18 protein-coding genes are annotated in these 19,292 nt (G+C 37.1%); 14 read left to right on the top strand and 4 right to left on the bottom strand.

The window, feature by feature from the left end; all coding sequences use genetic code 11:
* The first annotated feature begins 20 nt into the window (after positions 1–20).
* From aroK to AC27G3_RS02390, 4 genes are all read left to right on the top strand, one after another.
* Positions 21–539: a shikimate kinase AroK gene (aroK, locus tag AC27G3_RS02405; protein ID WP_487118429.1), complete on the top strand. Its 519-nt coding sequence runs from the start codon at positions 21–23 to the stop codon at positions 537–539.
* Between the two features lie 3 nt (positions 540–542).
* Positions 543–1,607 (top strand): 3-dehydroquinate synthase, encoded by a 1,065-nt coding sequence (gene aroB, locus AC27G3_RS02400; RefSeq protein WP_487118427.1) that lies wholly within the window; start codon positions 543–545, stop codon positions 1,605–1,607.
* Between the two features lie 49 nt (positions 1,608–1,656).
* Positions 1,657–3,027: a hypothetical protein gene (locus AC27G3_RS02395; protein ID WP_487118425.1), complete on the top strand. Its 1,371-nt coding sequence runs from the start codon at positions 1,657–1,659 to the stop codon at positions 3,025–3,027.
* 297 nt (positions 3,028–3,324) lie between these two features.
* The gene (locus tag AC27G3_RS02390; RefSeq protein WP_487118686.1) at positions 3,325–4,134 is read left to right on the top strand and encodes a Dam family site-specific DNA-(adenine-N6)-methyltransferase; all 810 of its coding nucleotides are present in this window, start codon (positions 3,325–3,327) and stop codon (positions 4,132–4,134) included.
* A 318-nt stretch (positions 4,135–4,452) separates the two neighbouring features.
* Here AC27G3_RS02390 and AC27G3_RS02385 read toward each other — a convergent pair whose 3' ends face one another.
* From AC27G3_RS02385 to AC27G3_RS02375, 3 genes are all read right to left on the bottom strand, one after another.
* Positions 4,453–4,644 (bottom strand): hypothetical protein, encoded by a 192-nt coding sequence (locus AC27G3_RS02385; protein ID WP_487118423.1) that lies wholly within the window; start codon positions 4,642–4,644, stop codon positions 4,453–4,455.
* A 165-nt stretch (positions 4,645–4,809) separates the two neighbouring features.
* The gene (locus AC27G3_RS02380) at positions 4,810–5,985 is read right to left on the bottom strand and encodes an anhydro-N-acetylmuramic acid kinase (protein WP_487118421.1); all 1,176 of its coding nucleotides are present in this window, start codon (positions 5,983–5,985) and stop codon (positions 4,810–4,812) included.
* Positions 5,978–7,429 carry an OapA family protein gene (locus tag AC27G3_RS02375; RefSeq protein WP_487118419.1) on the bottom strand — a complete coding sequence of 484 codons (1,452 nt, stop codon included), beginning with the start codon at positions 7,427–7,429 and terminating at the stop codon, positions 5,978–5,980. Before AC27G3_RS02375 ends, AC27G3_RS02380 begins: the two co-directional genes overlap by 8 nt.
* A 176-nt stretch (positions 7,430–7,605) precedes the next feature.
* Between AC27G3_RS02375 and tyrS the strand changes: the two genes are divergently transcribed.
* Positions 7,606–8,805: a tyrosine--tRNA ligase gene (gene tyrS / locus AC27G3_RS02370; protein ID WP_487118417.1), complete on the top strand. Its 1,200-nt coding sequence runs from the start codon at positions 7,606–7,608 to the stop codon at positions 8,803–8,805.
* A gap of 98 nt (positions 8,806–8,903) precedes the next feature.
* Here the strand turns inward: tyrS and AC27G3_RS02365 are convergent, their stop codons facing one another.
* Positions 8,904–9,338 carry a hypothetical protein gene (locus AC27G3_RS02365; protein WP_487118415.1) on the bottom strand — a complete coding sequence of 145 codons (435 nt, stop codon included), beginning with the start codon at positions 9,336–9,338 and terminating at the stop codon, positions 8,904–8,906.
* A gap of 312 nt (positions 9,339–9,650) precedes the next feature.
* Here AC27G3_RS02365 and nosR point away from each other — a divergent pair, with 312 nt between their 5' ends.
* The 9 genes from nosR to AC27G3_RS02320 all read left to right on the top strand — a co-directional run bounded on the left by nosR (position 9,651) and on the right by AC27G3_RS02320 (position 19,226).
* Positions 9,651–11,723, top strand: a complete 2,073-nt coding sequence (gene nosR / locus AC27G3_RS02360) for a transcriptional regulator NosR (RefSeq protein WP_487118684.1) — start codon at positions 9,651–9,653, stop codon at positions 11,721–11,723.
* Positions 11,724–11,793: 70 nt separating this feature from the next.
* Positions 11,794–13,698: a TAT-dependent nitrous-oxide reductase gene (gene nosZ / locus AC27G3_RS02355; RefSeq protein ID WP_487118413.1), complete on the top strand. Its 1,905-nt coding sequence runs from the start codon at positions 11,794–11,796 to the stop codon at positions 13,696–13,698.
* A 154-nt stretch (positions 13,699–13,852) separates the two neighbouring features.
* On the top strand, positions 13,853–14,380 hold the full coding sequence (locus AC27G3_RS02350; RefSeq protein ID WP_487118411.1) for a TrmH family RNA methyltransferase: 528 nt from the start codon (positions 13,853–13,855) through the stop codon (positions 14,378–14,380).
* A gap of 140 nt (positions 14,381–14,520) precedes the next feature.
* The gene (locus AC27G3_RS02345; protein WP_487118409.1) at positions 14,521–15,843 is read left to right on the top strand and encodes a nitrous oxide reductase family maturation protein NosD; all 1,323 of its coding nucleotides are present in this window, start codon (positions 14,521–14,523) and stop codon (positions 15,841–15,843) included.
* 15 nt (positions 15,844–15,858) lie between these two features.
* Positions 15,859–16,806: an ABC transporter ATP-binding protein gene (locus AC27G3_RS02340; protein WP_487118407.1), complete on the top strand. Its 948-nt coding sequence runs from the start codon at positions 15,859–15,861 to the stop codon at positions 16,804–16,806.
* Positions 16,806–17,624 carry an ABC transporter permease gene (locus AC27G3_RS02335; protein WP_487118405.1) on the top strand — a complete coding sequence of 273 codons (819 nt, stop codon included), beginning with the start codon at positions 16,806–16,808 and terminating at the stop codon, positions 17,622–17,624. Before AC27G3_RS02340 ends, AC27G3_RS02335 begins: the two co-directional genes overlap by 1 nt.
* Positions 17,624–18,145: a nitrous oxide reductase accessory protein NosL gene (locus AC27G3_RS02330; protein WP_487118403.1), complete on the top strand. Its 522-nt coding sequence runs from the start codon at positions 17,624–17,626 to the stop codon at positions 18,143–18,145. Before AC27G3_RS02335 ends, AC27G3_RS02330 begins: the two co-directional genes overlap by 1 nt.
* 59 nt (positions 18,146–18,204) lie before the next feature.
* The gene (locus AC27G3_RS02325; protein ID WP_487118401.1) at positions 18,205–18,759 is read left to right on the top strand and encodes a DUF4136 domain-containing protein; all 555 of its coding nucleotides are present in this window, start codon (positions 18,205–18,207) and stop codon (positions 18,757–18,759) included.
* 14 nt (positions 18,760–18,773) lie between these two features.
* Entirely contained in the window at positions 18,774–19,226 is a 453-nt protein-coding gene (locus AC27G3_RS02320) for a hypothetical protein (protein ID WP_487118399.1), read from the top strand.
* The last annotated feature ends 66 nt before the right edge of the window (positions 19,227–19,292 follow it).

Raw genomic sequence — 19,292 nt, 5'->3', positions numbered from 1 at the left:
AACGAGTTTAAGTTAGTCTAATGGCAGAAAAACGTAATGTATTCCTTGTTGGGCCTATGGGTGCTGGCAAAAGCACTATTGGTAGAGAATTGGCAGATAGACTGCATCTAGAGTTTTTTGACTCTGATCAGGAAATTGAACGCCGTACTGGAGCTGATATTGCTTGGGTTTTCGATCTTGAAGGCGAAGAAGGATTTCGTAAAAGAGAAGAATCAATTATTGATGATCTTACTGAGAAGCAAGGTATTGTGCTTGCCACTGGTGGCGGCTCGGTAATTAGTGATCAAGTTCGCAATAGATTGTCAGCACGTGGCATTGTCGTGTATCTAGAAACAACGATAGACAAACAAGTTGCTCGTACACAGCGTGATCGCCGTCGTCCGTTACTGCAAACTTCTGAAGAGCCTCGCTCTGTTTTAGAAAAGCTAGCATTAGAGCGTAACCCGCTTTATGAAGAAGTTGCTGATGTTATTGTTAAAACAGATGATCAAAGTGCAAAAGTAGTTGCTCATAAAATAGTAGAACGTTTAGACTTTTAATCTATGACACAACTTATTGTTGATTTAGCTGAACGAAGTTATCCCATTTATATCGAAAATGGGATTTTCTCTTCTAAAGAATTATTATCACGTCATATCTCAGGAAAAAGGGTGTGCATTGTTACAAACGATGTAGTTCACCCACTATATCTGGACGCTATTAAGTCTCAACTAGCAGACTTTCAAGTTGACGAAATTATTTTACCAGATGGCGAAGCTGAAAAAAGCTTAGCAAATTTTGATAAAATTATGTCTCACCTTTTAGCTAATTTGCACGGTAGAGATAGTACCTTAATCGCATTAGGTGGTGGGGTTATTGGTGATATAACTGGCTTTGCTGCAGCGTGTTATCAACGCGGCGTTAACTTTATTCAAATCCCAACTACACTACTTTCTCAAGTTGATTCCTCTGTCGGTGGTAAAACAGCTGTAAACCACCCTCTTGGTAAAAACATGATAGGCGCTTTCTATCAACCCCAAGCGGTTATTATTGATATTGCAAGTTTAACTACATTACCCAAAAGAGAGTTTAATGCGGGTATGGCGGAAGTTATTAAATACGGCATCTTAGGCGATAATCAGTTCTTTAATTGGTTAGAGACAAATGTAGATTTAATAAAGTCTGGAGATAGTGCCACTTTAGTTAAAATGATCGAAACGTGCTGTCAGTGCAAGGCTGATATTGTTTCCGCTGATGAGACAGAAACAGGTGTTCGCGCTCTATTGAACTTAGGGCATACTTTTGGCCATGCTATTGAAGCAGAACAAGGCTATGGAAACTGGCTTCATGGAGAAGCTGTTGCTACTGGCATGGTGCTTGCTAGTAAGTTAGCTGTAGCAATGAATTTGCTTGAAGTGTCAGATCTTCGTCGCATTGAATCACTTATCGCTGCTTTTGACCTACCGTTAACTGCACCAGAGAGTATGGGATTCAACGAGTTTATTCCTCATATGCAAAGGGATAAAAAGAATATTGCCGGTAAATTACGGTTTATCGTGCCAACCGCTATTGGCCAATCCGAAATTCGTGACAATATTACAGAGGACATGCTTCAACAAATTTTATAACTGTTTTAAATACTCTTAAGTGGTATTGAGCGCAATATAAAGGTGAAGCATGCTCGCATCAGTAGATAAACCAACACAACAAAGCATAAAGACGAAAGTGACTAGTATTAGCACGAATGCGCGTATTGAATATATCATGCGTTTTTCTAAGCATGCTGTTTTGGTTGTTGATCAAAATCATGATGTCTATTCTGCGGTAGGGAGTCAATTTCTTGGCTCTATGTCTACGGAGCACAATGCCGCTTTTATCTCAGTTTCCCCTAAATTAAATGATATACAAATTAGATGCAGACTAATTGAACAATTATTTGTCGATACCTTATTTGATCCTGAAGAGCCGTTAGCCGTTTCTGTATTAAATTTATCAAAAGATAACAGTGAAGTTATTAATGTAGTCGTTGAAAATGCTCAGTTATTATCTTTACAACTCATGCATGAATTTTGTCAATTAGCGGAGCTTGCAGCGAAAGCAAACAAAACTATTAATGTATTATTGCTTGGTGAAGAAAAAACTGGCCAACTAGTGGTAGAAAACCAAGTTGTGTTTAATAATAAGCTATCAATAGTGTCAGCCGAAACCGGCCAACTTATCCCTTTAGATTCATCAATATTTGAAAGCTCGAATCCAGCAGTTCAATTTACTCCGTTAAAAAAAGCAATAATAGGCATCAGTCTGTTTGTATTGGTGGCCTTTTTAACTGTCTTTTCACTCTATCAAACTGATAGTTTATCCTATTCAAAATTAGCTCCAATTGCTGAAAAAGATGAAGTTACTGTTGTTGATAACACAGTATTAGTCACTTCTGAAGAAAAAATCATTACACCAGTCCAAAAACAAACTTCTCAGGCAAAAGCTGAAGATATTAATAGAATTTTAACCGGAAATGTTAATAACACTGAGCATAATCCTACGGTGGCTAATCCGTCAGAGGTTGCCAGTTTACTTTCTCTGAACAAAACTGAATTTGTCGAAAAACAGTTAGATGAAACAGCACAAAACCAATTAACCATTAACTTGCCTCAAGCGAGTGCAGAAGTAGTTAACAACAATTCAGCAGAATATTTATTCGAAGACACCATCTTAATAGATGAAAATCCAACAGTTGTTAACACCAACGAAATCAACGAGCAATACTTTACACACATGACACAAGGGTATGTGGCGCAAATTATAGGTTTTTCAAATAAAGCAGCACACCTTAAGTTTATTAATCAATATTCAGAGCTAGATCTTGTTAGTTATCACAAAACCTTAAATACTAAAACTCTTATTATGGTGACCACAAAGGCTTACCCTCTAAAATCTGATGTGCAAAACGCTATTTCATTATTACCAACAGAGTTACAAGAAAGAAAACCTTGGATAAAGTCGGTAGCGGTTATAAACCAAGAAATAAAGGCTTATCAAAACAGCCAATAAGCTAAATTTAATAAAAAAGTAAATATTTACGTCGATAGCAAATGAATATGATTGGTATCGACTGTTAATCACGCTACAATCCTGTCTCTGATTTTTAATACGACTTTTAAAGAAAAGCTACCAGTTTAGTTAAACAAATAGTGACGTTTATCTAAAATAACCTGATACCCATGCTTTTAAATTAATAAAGTTGATGAAATTATATTGGTTATTATTTTGCCGACAACCGCCCAAGTTAGCTTTAGCTACGAATAATTTATAGGTTTTTTTGTGACTAAAGTTAAATCACAGTTAGGTATGCGATCTGCTTTAAAGTGGGCAGGCGGGAAAAAAAAGGTCATTAATGATATCGCGAACCTATTACCGTCAAAAGGTAAAAAGAGGCTTGTAGAACCCTTTGTGGGAGGCGGCTCAGTATTTCTTAATTTAGATTTTGATGAATACTTGTTAGTCGATTTGAATCAAGATCTAATTTCGCTATTTAACATCATTAAAAATCAACCGACTCAATTTATTTCAGATGCCGAAAAGTTTTTTAATGGCGATAACAACCAGCCTGAAAAATACTACGCCATTCGCAGTCAGTTTAATCAATCGACTGATCCTTATGAGCGATCGCTTTTGTTTTTGTATCTCAATAGACATGGTTATAATGGCTTGTGTCGTTATAACAAAAGTGGTGGTTATAATGTGCCTTTTGGTAGATATAAACACCCATATTTTCCAAAAGATGAGCTACAATTTTTTTCAAAAAAAGCACAAAAAGCGACTTTTATACAAGGGGACTTCGAAACCGCGTTTGCTCAACTTAAGGCCGGTGATGTTGTTTATTGTGATCCTCCATATTCTCCTATCAATCCAACATCAAATTTTACAGCTTATGCAGGAAACTCCTTTACTGATGCAGATCAACAACGGTTAGTTGAATGTGCACAACTAGCTAAAACAAAAAAGATCCCTACCTTAATCTCTAATCATTATGTCGAATTTACTCGTGAATTGTATAAAGGCGCCACTAAACATAAATTATTTCAAGTACAGCGCTCTATCAGTCAAAAAGGTAAAGGGCGTGTTAAAGTTAAAGAAATACTAGCGTTATACAAATAAACTCTGTGCGTTAATAGTTAGTGATAAATAAAAATCACCTATGAGCTTGAGTTAACGTGGAAGATATTGTTTTCTAAACTGGCTAGGTGTCGTTTTCTTAAACTATAAAATGGCAGGTTTTTACAATTTAAAGCAGTAACACCCGCCAATTTAGAAAATAATGCGAACTTCTTTATAGCGGTCGTTAAGGAATAGAGTATTAGAGAGAGAAAAGGTAATAAAAAACCGCATACTTTAATGAGGTAGTAATAATTAAACTATGCGGTTAAGTAGAGTGTTTGATAAATGATAGTGAAATCGTTAGTAGCTATTATACGCCTAGTAAAATGTATCTGTTCGGTTATGAACTTGTGGATCGTCAATTATTTCTTCGAGTTTTACCTCAAAATTATCGTCGCTATTATTGTCAGACAAGTAAATCATTCGGGTTGAACCGTCTTTCCATGTTACGGTACCGCTTCCTTTTTTACTGCCACATTTCATGCCTATATGTATGTCATTGAACTCCATAACAACCTCCTTTAATCATTTTATTGGGTAAATAATTAGAGGATTAACATTCAAAATAGTTCATTTTTTAAACTGAAATAATGAAGTAAATAGGCTAGATTAGCAAAAAGAATATGGGCTTCAATCGGTTACCTTGAAATAAATAATTTAAGGCATATTGAATGGTTAAGGTAAGTAGCTATTCCCTAAAACTGCCGCTTTAGTCGCGCCAGTAACCGCTGGAATGTTACCAACAATTTTATGATCAAATGCGTAAGCAAACCAGGCAAAAGCCATAGCTTCAAGCGCATCGCTATCAACACCTACATCACTGGTTGTTAATAAGGTAAAGCGAGAGTCTTGATGAGTACCACTAGTTAACTCTTGTGTTATTAATTGCTTTAAAAAGCTATTCATTACCCCGCCGCCACATAAAAACACCTTGCCAGAAGTGCTTAACTTACGAATTTCAATGCAAATTGATTGCGCCGTTAATGCCGTTAAGGTTGCTTGTACATCAATAGGGGCAATAGCAAAGGTTGATAGCTTATCGTTTAACCAATTAAGGTGAAACACTTCCCTGCCTGTGCTTTTAGGGGCCGCCAATTTAAAATACTCATCAGACAGTAAATGCGTTAATAACTCCTGATGAATTTCGCCTTGTGCGCCCCAATCGCCATTTATATCATAACGGCTTTTACTATGGTGTTGTTGATACCAGTCATCCAATAATGCATTGCCAGGACCTGTATCAAAACCAGTGACGACTTTATCGTGATCATTAACAGGCAGAAATGTTAAGTTCGCAATACCGCCAATATTAACGACAAAAGTATCGTCACTTATTTGAGCGCGTTCTGTCAATAAAGCTTGATGAAACGCCGGGACTAATGGGGCGCCTTGTCCGCCTAGTATCATGTCTTTATGGCGAAAATGCCCAACAACTCTAATGTTTGTTAACGTCGCTAAGGTTTGATTACAGCCAATTTGTAAGGTAAAGGCGTTAGACGTTGACTGATTGCCTTGTTGAAAATTAGCTATTTGTGGGCGATGTCGAATTGTTTGGCCATGATTACCAATGGCAATAATATCGTCAGGCGATAGGTTAACTTGTTTGAGAAATTGCTTGATGGCGCTAGCAAACAAATGAGCGAGTTTGTTATCTAAACTAAAAGCACGTTCAATTTCATTACTACTCGCTGTATATAATGAAGTTATCGCGTGATGAGTGGTTTCATCATAAGCTTGGTAAAATTTGGCAATGAGTTTTGGTTGCTGCTCAGCAAAGTCAACTAAGGCTAAATCGATACCATCAGCACTGGTGCCAGACATTAAACCTATGTAAAACAGAGGTTTATTCATCCGACGATTGAGTTGCTATCATTTGCGTACCGTTTGTTGATTTCTGCATACTCAGCAAGGCTTTTTTCGAACTCGATAAGTCTGCCAACCGTTGTTTAGAGATAGAGGCAAATTCATTTTTGTATTTTTTATTTATCGGCTGCGCATCAGGTAACTTTACCGTACGAGGGTTACGGTGTACGCCATTGAGTAAAAATTCATAATGTAAATGAGGTGCTTGAGACATACCTGTTGAACCAACATAGCCGATAACTTGACCTTGTTTGACTCGTTGTCCTTTTTTAACCGCGCGTTTAGAAAAATGTAAATACTTTGTCACTATGCCATTACCATGTTGAATGAAAACATAGTTACCATTGTATTTATTGTAAGTTGAATGAGTTACTTTACCATTACCAGCCGCTACTACAGGAGTGCCTTTATTCGCACGATAATCAGTACCACGATGTGCTTTCCAACGTTTTTGTATTGGGTGGAAGCGTTTAGGTTTAAAGTTCGAGCTAATGTATCTAAAGTTTACTGGTGCGCGTAAAAAAGCTTTGCGCATGCTTTTTCCGTCAGGAGTATAAAATTCATCATCGGTAAAGCGAATCGCTTGGAAGGGATCGTTTTGGTTAACAAATTCAGCGGCTAATATTTTTCCTGTTCCAATGAACTCACCGTCAATGTAGCGATTTTCATAAACGACATGAAAACTATCACCACTTCGAATATCTAAAGCAAAATCAATATCCCAACCAAAAATATTAGCTAAAGCAATGATTTGTTTATCTTCTAGACCTGCTTCAATGGCGGTACTCCAAAAGTTGGACTTGATCACGCCAAATGCAAAGGTTTCTCTTATTTCAACGGTTTTTGATTCTTTGCGAGATTCAAATCCGTGTTCTTTTAAGTCGATATATAACGTATCTGTTTTAGATAGTGGATATTCAAGAGCAACGAGCTTTTGTTGATCGTCGCTTCCAATACGAATTTGATCGCCAACATTAATTTTCTTTAATAATTGGCTATATTCGCCTTTGGCATTAATAACATTATAGGTTGTTGTGGCATTGTAGCCGAAGCGCTTGAAAATTTTGGCTAATGAATCACCACTCTTCACTTTTGCTGTTTTCCAGTTAATGGTTTCAGCAGCTTCAATGGCAATTTTTTTCTTTTTTGTTGGAATCGTTTGTACATCAATTACAGGCTGTATTTTATTTTCATTGGCCGTTTGCTTTATTAATGATGCAACTTGATGATCAATTTCTGCAGGCGTGCCGTTTTCGGATAAAGAAAGTTGATAGCGTTTGCCTACTTGGTATGAATTTTCATCACTTTGTCGGCTTGCCGTTGCTTTTTCTGAAGGAGCAAGCAACACCAACATTAAAATAATGCTGAATGAGCTGATGATTAATTTGTGCTGTTTGGGTAATTGCACATATAAGTTTTTTAAATTTTTCAAACGGTTACTGCTTTTCTTGCTAGTTCTTAAATAGTCTTTTCACGACACCTTTCTGTTACTATATCAAAAGTTAGCCAAAAAATACGCATTGTTTTAATTTTAAGCTTTTAACTCTCGTCCAAAGTGCAGTAGAATTCGGCCATTAATCGTAAAGTAGCTGTTGTGGAGTCAGGTCAATGACCGATGTTAATCAAGCGTTTGCTGAAATCAAACGTGGTGCTGAAGAAATCTTAGTAGAAGATGAGTTATTAGAAAAACTCAAAACGGGTAAACCATTAAAAATTAAAGCAGGTTTTGATCCTACTGCACCTGATTTACATTTGGGCCATACGGTTTTAATTAATAAATTACGTCAATTTCAATTACTCGGTCATGAAGTTATTTTCTTAATTGGTGATTTTACCGGCATGATTGGCGATCCAACAGGTAAAAGTGTTACCCGTAAAGCATTAACACAAGAAGACGTGTTAGCTAATGCGGAAACTTATAAAGAGCAAGTTTTTAAAATTTTAGATCCAGAAAAAACAACTGTTGCCTTTAATTCTACATGGATGGAAAAATTAGGCGCTGCGGGTATGTTAAAACTCGCTTCTCGTCAAACGGTTGCTCGTATGATGGAACGTGATGATTTTAAAAAACGTTATGCAGGTGGACAGGCGATCGCTATTCACGAATTTATGTACCCGTTAGTTCAGGGTTGGGATTCAGTGGCGCTTGAATCAGATGTTGAGTTAGGTGGTACAGACCAAAAATTTAACTTATTAATGGGAAGAGAGTTACAAAAATCTGAAGGACAACGCCCACAAACGGTATTAATGATGCCGTTGCTTGAAGGATTAGATGGCGTGCAAAAAATGTCTAAATCATTAAATAACTACATTGGTATTACTGACAGCCCCACAGAGATGTTTGGCAAAATCATGTCGATTTCTGATGATTTAATGTGGCGTTACTATGAACTATTAAGCTTTAAACCCATTACTGAAATACAAGCGTATAAAACTAAGATTACTCAAGGATTGAATCCGCGTGATGTGAAAATTGATTTAGCCAAAGAGCTTATTGCTCGTTTTCATGATGAAGCAGCAGCCCAAGGTGCTCACGATGAGTTTATTAATCGTTTTCAAAAGGGTGCTATGCCTGATGAAATACCTGAGGTAGAAATTACAGCCGAAGATGGTGAAATTGCTATTGCCAATTTGCTTAAAGAAGCTGGCTTAACTGCAAGCACTTCGGAAGCCTTACGCATGATTAAACAAGGCGCGGCTAAAATTGAAGGTGAAAAAATTACCGATAAAGCGTTAGTTATCGCCAGTGGTAGCCAAGCAATATATCAGGTGGGTAAACGTAAATTTGCTAAGGTGACGGTAATCTAAGCAAAGATATGCAAAGTTAAGATAAGCCAATTTATTGCTTTGTGAGTAATACAACAAGATGGCAATATTTTCACTAATATTGCCATATATATTCTCTTTTAATAATTTGCAGGTAACTGCGTTAAAAAGCTTTCTATTTCAATCTCAAAACCATAATTTTTTAACCAAGTAATAGCATCATCTACTTGGGTAAATACTTTTCTTTCGTAATTTCCATCTGTGTGAGGCACTAACTGCTCTAGTTGCATTGCTTTAGCTGCGTTAGGAGTGTAGACATGACAATCTTTTATACAACCAATATCCTTAAATCGTTGACAATGTTGCTCAATGTGAGAAACGATTTCAGGCACGCCTAATTCCCATTCTTCAAAAATTGACAGCATTGCCCATTGTGTACCTGCTAAATGAGCTGTTTTTACGCGATATTCATCTACATATTGTATTGCCGCTTCTTCATTCCAGCAGCCACTAAACCACTGCAAAACATAGTTGTTAGTGACCAATATTTTCCATTCTCCATGTACAGGGAACATGACTTTGCTTCCTTAAAACTTGTTATAACGCAGTAGTTTATTTTTAAATAGTAAATGATAAACGCTCCAAGAACAATTTAACATTTTGAATCTTTAACTATTACTAATTTTTTAGATAGTAAAAAAGAATTAGTAACTTGATCCAAATCATATAAGCAAATTTTTGAAGGCGTAATATACCGAGTGTGACAAATTGTCGCAGGGGCGCTTTTCATGATCTTAATAGATTTTAACTCAAGGTTATTTTTTTATATGAACATAGCATTGCTATCAAAAGGAAGAGTAAAGCAAGGTGTTACAACCTTTATCCTGATGTTTTTCATGGTATTTTCAGCACAGGCTTTATTTGTCAGTCCTCCTAAAGATCCCTTACCAATCATCAAAGAAATCTTTCCACAAGCGACCAATATTTCAGAGAAAACAGGCGATCCCCTTATTTGGACTGTTTATCAAGAAGAAGAGGTTATTGGTTATGCCTTTGAGACTAATGATCTAGCCAAAATACCTGCATATTCCGGCGAGCCCGTTAATATGTTGGTTGCGATTAATCCAAAAGGCCTGTATCTAGCGGCCAAAGTGCTTGAACATCATGAACCGATTATTTTAGCTGGCATTCCAGAAACTAAACTTTTTAATTTTGCTGATCAATACACAGGGTTAAGTGTTAAAGAACGATTAAAGGTTGGCGGCAATAAAAAAGAAGGGGTCACTCATATTGATGGGTTATCAGGTGCGACGGTTACGGTAATGGTGATGAATGTGGCTATCGTTAAGTCGGCCACTCAAGTCGCGCGTTCTTTAGGCATCATCAAAGCAAGTCAGGAAATCATTCAGCCAATGTCAACGATATACGCTGATGTTTACGAGCAAGCTAATTGGTCGACACTCGTTGGTGATGGCTCGATTCGCAAATTAGCATTGACAAGAAAAACGGTTGACGAAGCTTTTGTTGGCACTGAGGTTGAACATATTGATGAAGCGACCCCAGAGCAGAAAGAGGATATGTTTGCTGAAATTTATTTTGCTCAAGCAGACATTCCCAGTGTCGGTCGAAATTTGTTAGGGGATTCTGAATATCAGTGGTTAATGGATACGTTAAAACCTGAGGAACACGCTATCATTTTATTAGGTAATGGATATTCCTACAAAGGGTCAGGTTATGTCAGAGGGGGAATTTTTGATCGTATTCAAATTTTACAAAATGATGAAGCGTTTGCCTTTCGTGATTTAGACTTTTACCGAGTTACAGATCTTTATATAGAAGGGGCACCTAATTTTAAAGAAATGTCTTTATTTATCGTTCGTCCACAGCATGCATTTAACCCTGGTGTCGATTGGCAGGTTGAGCTATTAGTTCGCCGTCAACTTGGCGCCATTGATAGTATTTTTACTAGTTTTAAAGGGGATTATCACACACTCGATAAATATGTGGATCGTCCGCCACTTATTTACCCAGAGCCAGAGCTAACCTTAACTCAAGAAGTGTGGCAAGAAAAACACGTTGAAGTGGTTATTTTAGCTATCTTAATGGTTATTTTACTGGCAACTCTATTCTTTCAAGACATCCTTGTTCGCCACCCTAAATTTATGCATAACTTTCGCCATGGCTATTTAGTTATTACCGTTGTGTTTATTGGCTGGGTTTGGGGTGGTCAATTGTCAGTGGTAAATGTTTTTACTTTCTTACAAGCTTTTGTTTCTGACTTTTCGTGGGATTTATTTCTGCTTGACCCTGTTATTTTCATGTTATGGGGTGCAGCCGCTGTCACCATGTTGCTATGGGGGCGTGCTGTTTATTGTGGTTGGTTATGCCCATTTGGTGCATTACAAGAACTGATGAATGTGTTTGCCCGTTATATCAAAATCCCACAATTTGAATTGCCATGGGCGGTGCATGAACGTTTATGGGCAATTAAGTATTTAATCTTACTAGCCTTGTTTGGCTTATCGATGGACTCATTAGCCACTGCTGAACAATTTGCTGAAGTTGAACCTTTTAAAACAACTTTTTTATTGAAGTTCGATCGCGAGTGGCCATTTGTGCTGTATGCCATGACATTGTTAGTGATAAACCTATTCAATCGAAAATTCTTTTGCCGTTATTTGTGCCCACTAGGTGCCGCATTATCAACCAGTAATAGCATTCGATTATTTAGCTGGTTGCGTCGACGTCCAGAATGCGGTCAGCCATGCAAAACCTGTGCGAAAGAGTGTGAAATTCAAGCAATACACCCTAATGGTGAGATTAACATGCGCGAATGTCATTACTGCTTAGATTGCCAAGTCACTTATTACAACGATGAAAAGTGTCCACCACTGAAAAAAATTAAGTATAAAAAACGTAAATTGCAAAAAGATGAAATACCAACGGTAAATGTCGCTTAACACTTAAGTGAGTGGCGATGAAAAGATAATTAAAACGATAGTGCATTCATTTAATGAACTGGAGAATCTAATGAGTAACGAAGACTTAAAAACAAATAAAGACGCTGATAATCTCGCGTTGGAAAACGAAGAACGCCGTAAATTTTTTGGTAAGTCAGCCTTAATTGGTGCAGGTGTTGTTGCTGCTGCGCCTATGACTGCCGCTATGTTCGCTTCTACAGCTAAAGCGAAAATGGCTGAAGCGGGTGCTAGTGCTGTAGTGCATCCTGGCGAATTAGATGAATATTATGGTTTTTGGTCGGGTGGTCAGTCAGGTGAGGTACGTATAGTTGGTGTACCATCAATGCGTGAGTTGATGCGTATTCCAGTTTTTAATATAGATAGTGCGACTGGTTGGGGTATTACTAACGAGTCTAAACGTATTAAGGGCGATAGTGAGCATTTTTTAACTGGTGACTCACACCACCCTCATATGAGTATGACAGATGGTCGTTATAACGGAAAATACGTATTTATTAATGATAAAGCTAATTCACGAGTGGCACGTATTCGTTGTGATGTAATGAAGTGCGATAAAATGCTAACTGTACCAAACGCGCATGCTATTCATGGTTTGCGTGTTCAAAAAGTACCTTATACAAAATATGTTGTTTGTAACGGTGAATTTGAAATCCCTATGAATAACGATGGTAAGGAAAGTTTAGAAGACGTTAGTACTTACCGCTCGCTATACAACGTAATAAATGCTGAAACTATGGAAATGGCCTTCCAAGTCATGGTTGATGGTAACTTAGATAATACTGATGCAGACTTTGACGGAAAGTATTTTGCATCGACTTGTTATAACTCAGAAATGGGGATGTCGCTAGGCGAAATGATTACCTCTGAGCGTGATCATGTGGTTGTCTTTAGTTTAGCTGCTTGTGAAGCTGCATTAAAAGCAGGTAAATATAAAACATACAATGGCAATAACGTGCCTGTTTTAGATGGGCGTAAAGGCTCTGAATTAACGCGTTATATTCCTGTACCAAAATCACCTCATGGCTTAAATACTTCTGCTGATGGCAAGTACTTTATTGCTAACGGTAAGCTCTCTCCTACAGTTTCTATCATTTCTATCAAAAAATTAGATGCGCTATTTGCTGATAAAATTAAACCACGCGATACTATTGTAGCGGAGCCAGAATTAGGTTTAGGTCCACTTCATACTGCGTTTGATAATAGAGGTAACGCATATACAACATTATTCCTTGATAGCCAAATTGCTAAATGGAACGTTCAAGACGCGATTGATGCGCATAATGGCAAAAAAGTGAACTACATTCGTCAAAAGCTCGATGTACAATATCAGCCAGGACATAACCATACATCTCAAGGTGAAACCCGTGACGTTGATGGAAAATGGTTGATGTCGTTATGTAAGTTCTCTAAAGATAGATTCTTACCTGTTGGTCCGTTACGCCCTGAGAATGATCAGTTAATTGATATTTCTGGTGACGAAATGAAATTAGTTCATGATGGCCCTGCATTTGCTGAACCTCACGATTGTATCATGGTTCATCGTAGCAAATTAAAACCATTAAAATTATGGCCACGTACTGATCCTATTTTTGCGGAAACTGTTGCTCAAGCTAAACGTGATGGTGTTGATGTTTATACTCAAAATAAAATCATTCGCGATGGTAAAAAAGTTCGTGTTTATATGACTTCAATTGCACCAACTTTTGGTATGACTGAGTTTAAAGTTAAGTTAGGAGACGAAGTTACTGTTGTTGTAACTAACCTAGACCAAGTAGAGGACGTTACTCATGGATTTTGTATGACAAACCATGGTGTGCAAATGGAAATTGGTCCACAAGCGACCTCTTCAGTTACCTTTATCGCTAACCAACCTGGTGTTCAATGGTATTACTGTAACTGGTTCTGTCATGCGCTACATATGGAAATGCGCGGTAGAATGTTGGTAGAAGCTTAATTGGCTAAGTTATCTTTACTCGCATTTTAGTAAGATAAAACCCGTATCAAGTTAATTGTTACGGGTTTTTTGTTGGTTCATAATTATCTTAATTGAAAGGCTTCATAGTATAATTTAGCTTTCAAATAGCTGTTATCACCAAAGAGAGCAATTAGTGAGTAAATTAAGTACCCAAGAATTACGAGAACAAAAACCTTCTAGAGAAGAATTTATTCAACGAGAAAAGAACAAAGTGGTGCTTATTTTAGATGGTATTCAAAGCAGCCATAACATAGGCGCAATGATTCGATTATCCGATGCCTTCTGTTTAGATAAATTAGTTATTTGCGGTGATTTAAAGATTAACCCAAAAAAATTAAGAAAAACCTCTATTGGAACGCAAAAATGGGTGAAAGTCGAAGAGGAAGCCTCTACGGTTAACGTTGTTAATATGCTCAAAGAGCAAGGGTATCAAATAGCAGCCATTGAGTTGTGCAAAACGTCTATCAACTATTTAACAGCTGAATACCAATTACCGATCGCTTTTGTTTTAGGCTCAGAAAAGAAAGGTGTATGCGATGAGGTAATTGCCTTAGCTGATATGCAGATTCATATTCCTATGTTTGGTATGGGAAATTCGATGAATGTTTCTTCGGCAGGCGCTATAGTGGTTGCTGATTGTATTGCTAAGCTAACTCAATAAAATCGATTAAAGTAAACAGTAAAATAGTTAATCAAGATCAATATGATGTGTTAAAAATTAAGGTAAATTATTGTTATATTAATTACCTTAGTATGCACGTGTTGAAAGAGACTTAATCAATGTTAGAGCCGATAACATTTATGAAAAAAACAGCGTTTTATTTCTATGTATTGATCAGTTTCATGATGATGTTTTCTCATCAAGTTGCAGCAAAACGTATACAGATATCATCTCAAGAAAATTTACAGTCACACTTAGATAGTAGTCAAGACGGCGATGTGATTATATTGGATAAAGGGCGTTATTTAGGCAACTTTATTGTAGAAAAACAAGTGCAATTAATTGGTGTTGCTGGCGCTATTATTGATGCGCAAGGTCAAGGTCATGCACTTACTTTGAAAAATTCAAACATTAGCATTTCTGACTTAACTTTTGTTAATTGGGGAGATGACTTAACGGCACAAAATTCCGCGATATATTCTAATGAGCCTGCTAGTAACCTTATTATTAGTGGCAACTCGTTAACAGGAGACGGCTTTGGTATTTGGTTAAATAAAGCCACTAATGCCAAAGTGTTTAATAATATGGTTTCAGGAAATATTGCTTTGCGATCGGCTGACCGAGGTAACGGCATACAGTTATCAAATGTTAAAAATAGCCGAGTTTATCGTAACGAAACAAGTCAAGTACGTGATGGTATTTATGTTATAGCCAGCCAAGATAATATTATAGAACATAATACCATGCATCATCTGCGTTATGGCATTCATTATATGTACTCTTATGATAATTCAGTCTTGAATAATACGGCTTATAATACACGTGCAGGCTATGCAATGATGAGTTCAAGACGTTTGATTATTGCAAACAATCAAACCACAGATAGTGAAGATTATGGTTTTTTATTTAACTTTATTACCGAATCAACCATTAAAAATAATCGGATAAAAAATGTTTGGACGCTACCTGAAAATAAAGTGTTAGGTAGAGATGGTAAAGGGTTGTTTGTTTATAACTCAGGCTACAATACCTTCACTGGCAATATTGTCGATACTGCTGAAATTGGCATTCATTTAACGGCAGGTTCAGAAAACGTTAAAATTTATGGAAATAGTTTTATTAACAACCCAACACAGGTGAAGTATGTTTCCAACAAAAAACAAGAATGGAGCCTTAATGGTAAAGGTAACTTTTGGAGTAATTATTTAGGTTGGGACATGAACAACGATAATATTGGCGACGTTATTTTTGAGCCCAACGATGGTATTGATCAATTGGTTTGGCAATACCCTGAAATGAAAATGCTTATGGATAGCCCTGCGGTAATAATTTTACGTTGGGTACAACGCCAGTTTCCTGTATTAAAACCGCCAGGGGTTAAAGACAGCTTTCCTTTAATGCGCGTTCCTTTTCTTCAAAGCTCCCCAGCAGATTTGAGCAATCTCGCTAATCGAAACAATTAAGGATTTTATATCATTATGCAGACGCCGTTAGTTTCTTTAAACGATATTAGTATGAGATTTAAAAATTTAGCAGTATTGACTTCAATAAATATGTCATTGAATCAAGGAGAGGTTCTCGGTTTGTTTGGACATAATGGTGCAGGCAAAACCACCATGATGAAACTGATTTTAGGTGTGCTTACACCTAGTGAGGGAAGTATTAGTGTTATGGGGATGTCTCCTCAGTCGAAAGAGGCATGGAATATGCGTTCTCAAGTCGGTTACTTACCTGAAAATGTCAGTTTTTATGAACAACTGAGTGGTATTGAGGTTTTGTGCTATTTCGCAAAGCTAAAAGGTTTCAGTAACAAAGAAGCGAAAAAACAAGCCATTAAATTACTCGAACAGGTGGGTGTTACCCATGCGATGAATCGCCAAGTCAAAACTTATTCAAAAGGTATGCGCCAACGTTTGGGCTTAGCCCAAGCATTTATTGGCCAGCCTAAACTTTTGTTATTAGATGAGCCAACGACAGGGCTTGATCCTATTGCGACAGCGGACTTTTATCAAACGGTTGATCAACTTAAAACACAAGGTACTAGCGTTATTCTTTGTTCTCATGTTTTGCCAGGAGTTGAACATCATATTGATAGGGCGATGATTTTATCTGCGGGTAAGGTTTTAGCTATGGGCTCGTTAGAACAATTGCGTCAACAAGCTAATTTACCTGTTGCCATAAAGCCGGTGGGACTAAATGGAAGTTTACTTGAAGATACACAGTTATCAAAATTCTTAACAAAGAAAAAAGATATTTTACATGTACCCGAGCAAGAAAAAATGATGGCATTAAGGCATTTGTTGAATCAAGACTCATTGCAAGACATTCATGTGGAACCTGCAAATTTAGATCAAGTATATCAATACTATTTGTCACTTGAGTCGGCCGATACTACCAAAATGGAAAATAACAGAGGGCAACACTAATGAGACAAGTTATTACCGTTGCTAGTAAAGAATTTCATGATGGATTACGTAATCGTTGGTTAGTTTCTATTACCATCATATTTGCTATTTTATCACTAGGATTAACTTATTTTGGCTCTGCGGCGTCTGGAACATTAGGCATCGCTTCACTATCGACTACAGTGGCGAGTTTAGCCAGCTTAGCGGTGTTTTTAATTCCTTTGATTGCCCTGTTATTAAGTTACGACAGTTTTGTTGGTGAGAAAGAGGCCGGTACACTGTTGCTATTATTGACCTATCCTCTGAGTAAAACACAACTCCTACTTGGCAAGTTTATTGGTCAGGGCGGTATTATCGCTTTAGCGACCTTTTTAGGGTTTGGTGCTTCAGCGCTTTTACTATTTTTTCAATTAGAAGATGACGTGATATTAATCACCTTCTCCTTATTTATTGGCAGTGCCATTTTATTGGGGTTAAGTTTTACCGCAATTGCTTATTTAATAAGTTTACTGGTGAGCGAAAAATCAAAAGCAGCGGGTTTTGCATTAATAACTTGGTTTTTATTTGCATTAGCATTTGATTTAGCGCTCTTGGCGTTGCTTGTGGGGGTAGAGCAAGGCATAACACAGCAAGGCTTGACGCAGTTAATGATGTTAAATCCAGCGGATATTTTTCGATTAGTCAACCTTGCGGGGCTTGATAGTAGCGATGTTAATGGTGTGCTTGCGATAGCTATTAATGCAAGTTTATCGCAAGGGCAGCTATTTGTTGCGTTAAGTGCGTGGGTAGTTTTACCGTTAGCACTAGCTATTTTCATATTTAAAAAGAAGACACTTTAATGAACAATAATTTAGTAAAAATAAACCGATTTCTTAGCTCTATTATTTGTAGTTTATTTGTATTAGGGGCGTTAGCCGCTTGTTCTGAGCAAGAAAAACAACAGCAAATGTTACATAAAGCCGTAGCTATTGAAGCGAGTGAAGAGTGCCATTTATGTGGCATGTTAATTACACGTTTTGATGGCCCTAAAGGCGAATTGTTTAGAAAAGAGCAGGGCGACAAAGTTTTTAAATTTTGTTCAACAAGGGACATGTTTAGTTACTATCTAGATCCTGAGAATAAACGGAATGTAGCCCAAATGTTTGTCCATGATATGAGCAAAATGCCGTGGGGTACGATTAATGATGAACACTTTATTGATGCGAAAAATGCGTGGTATGTTGCAGACTCTGTAAAAACAGGTGCTATGGGTAAAACACTCGCCAGTTTCAGTTTACAAAAAGATGCAGTCGCTTTTGCTAAAGAATTTGGCGGAAACGTTATTGCGTTTAATCAGATAAGCTTATCTATTTTGATGTAGCTTAGCAGTGGGGCATTTGTTAGGCTAGCAAGATTACTTTAGACATTATATTGGCTTAAATGAATTTCTTACGCTTTATCATATTAGCAATACTGCTTAGTGCATGTTCAACAAGCAAGCAAGTCGGTGTAGTTTATCAAACAAGTTACGATTTTAATCAAGTAACAAGTTACAGCCTGTATGAAAGAAACTCGGACTTTGTCGCTTTTCAATCAATTAATGATGTTACTCGTAACGGTATAGAGATTGCTATAGAACGGGCGATGGAGCAGCAAGGTTTTTCATACAAGCAAGTGGATCAAGCTGATTTAATTGTGAGTTATCATTTAATTAATCAAAGGCGTGGTGAACTCTCTCAATATAATAAGAGTGTGTTGTATTGTGCTTATTGTTTGCGAGCCAATACTTGGCAGTCGGATACAAAAAATTGGACATTATCTCCAGGCAGTTTAGTGATTGATTTTATCGATCCTAAAAGTAAACGTTCGGTTTGGCGAAGTGTTTATGATCTAGATATTGATGTGGAAGATAATTCTAGAAAAACTAATGAAAAAATAAAGTCGGCAATTTTTGCAATGATAGCCTTATACCCAAGCAACATAGCCCCTAGCTAAGAGCAGCTATAGCGATGATTAAATGGGTTGGTATTGCAATTATTGTGTTCTTAGGTTTTTTGACGACATTGTTGGCTTTAGGGTATTTATTAAAAGAGAATAAAGCTTACACTACTGAATTAAAGCACTCGCTTGAACAAGAATCTTACGATCAACAACTCAAACAACAACAAACAAACGCAGCACATCAAGTCACACCAAACTTGCCTCTAACGGCAGTCGAACAATCGATACATCAAATTATTAAAGCTAATCTGAGTTGTCAAACCAATAAAGAGTGTGTTCTATTTGACATACAACAGAAAAAATTAGGCTGTATGGTGGCGCTTAACACTAAAGGGGCGGCTATCTTAATAAAAGTCATGAGTCATCAATCTAGTCAAACTGAAAAAGCCTGCTTAAATTTGTCTGATTATTTCTCAACATCAAGCACAGCTTGTGTCGAACAGCAATGCATAGCGCGATAGTTCCCCCGCCTCGATAATAACCGTAGATAAAATAAGTTAACTTTTTTATTTAAAAAATTAGTTTAT

The sequence above is a fragment of the Colwellia sp. SU-HH01217 genome (assembly GCF_057543495.1).
This window is presented reverse-complemented; position numbering and strand designations above follow the sequence as displayed.

Bases quoted from the DNA above. Each gene is read 5' to 3' on its own strand.
- AC27G3_RS02395 (WP_487118425.1), top strand. From the start codon at position 1,657: ATGCTCGCATCAGTAGATAAACCAACACAACAAAGCATAAAGACGAAA.
- AC27G3_RS02345 (WP_487118409.1), top strand. From the start codon at position 14,521: ATGAAAAAAACAGCGTTTTATTTCTATGTATTGATCAGTTTCATGATG.
- nosR (WP_487118684.1), top strand. From the start codon at position 9,651: ATGTTTTTCATGGTATTTTCAGCACAGGCTTTATTTGTCAGTCCTCCT.
- AC27G3_RS02330 (WP_487118403.1), top strand. From the start codon at position 17,624: ATGAACAATAATTTAGTAAAAATAAACCGATTTCTTAGCTCTATTATT.
- aroB (WP_487118427.1), top strand. From the start codon at position 543: ATGACACAACTTATTGTTGATTTAGCTGAACGAAGTTATCCCATTTAT.
- AC27G3_RS02325 (WP_487118401.1), top strand. From the start codon at position 18,205: ATGAATTTCTTACGCTTTATCATATTAGCAATACTGCTTAGTGCATGT.
- aroK (WP_487118429.1), top strand. From the start codon at position 21: ATGGCAGAAAAACGTAATGTATTCCTTGTTGGGCCTATGGGTGCTGGC.
- AC27G3_RS02385 (WP_487118423.1), bottom strand. From the start codon at position 4,644: ATGGAGTTCAATGACATACATATAGGCATGAAATGTGGCAGTAAAAAA.
- AC27G3_RS02335 (WP_487118405.1), top strand. From the start codon at position 16,806: ATGAGACAAGTTATTACCGTTGCTAGTAAAGAATTTCATGATGGATTA.
- AC27G3_RS02365 (WP_487118415.1), bottom strand. From the start codon at position 9,338: ATGTTCCCTGTACATGGAGAATGGAAAATATTGGTCACTAACAACTAT.
- tyrS (WP_487118417.1), top strand. From the start codon at position 7,606: ATGACCGATGTTAATCAAGCGTTTGCTGAAATCAAACGTGGTGCTGAA.
- AC27G3_RS02380 (WP_487118421.1), bottom strand. From the start codon at position 5,985: ATGAATAAACCTCTGTTTTACATAGGTTTAATGTCTGGCACCAGTGCT.
- AC27G3_RS02320 (WP_487118399.1), top strand. From the start codon at position 18,774: ATGATTAAATGGGTTGGTATTGCAATTATTGTGTTCTTAGGTTTTTTG.
- AC27G3_RS02390 (WP_487118686.1), top strand. From the start codon at position 3,325: ATGCGATCTGCTTTAAAGTGGGCAGGCGGGAAAAAAAAGGTCATTAAT.
- AC27G3_RS02340 (WP_487118407.1), top strand. From the start codon at position 15,859: ATGCAGACGCCGTTAGTTTCTTTAAACGATATTAGTATGAGATTTAAA.
- nosZ (WP_487118413.1), top strand. From the start codon at position 11,794: ATGAGTAACGAAGACTTAAAAACAAATAAAGACGCTGATAATCTCGCG.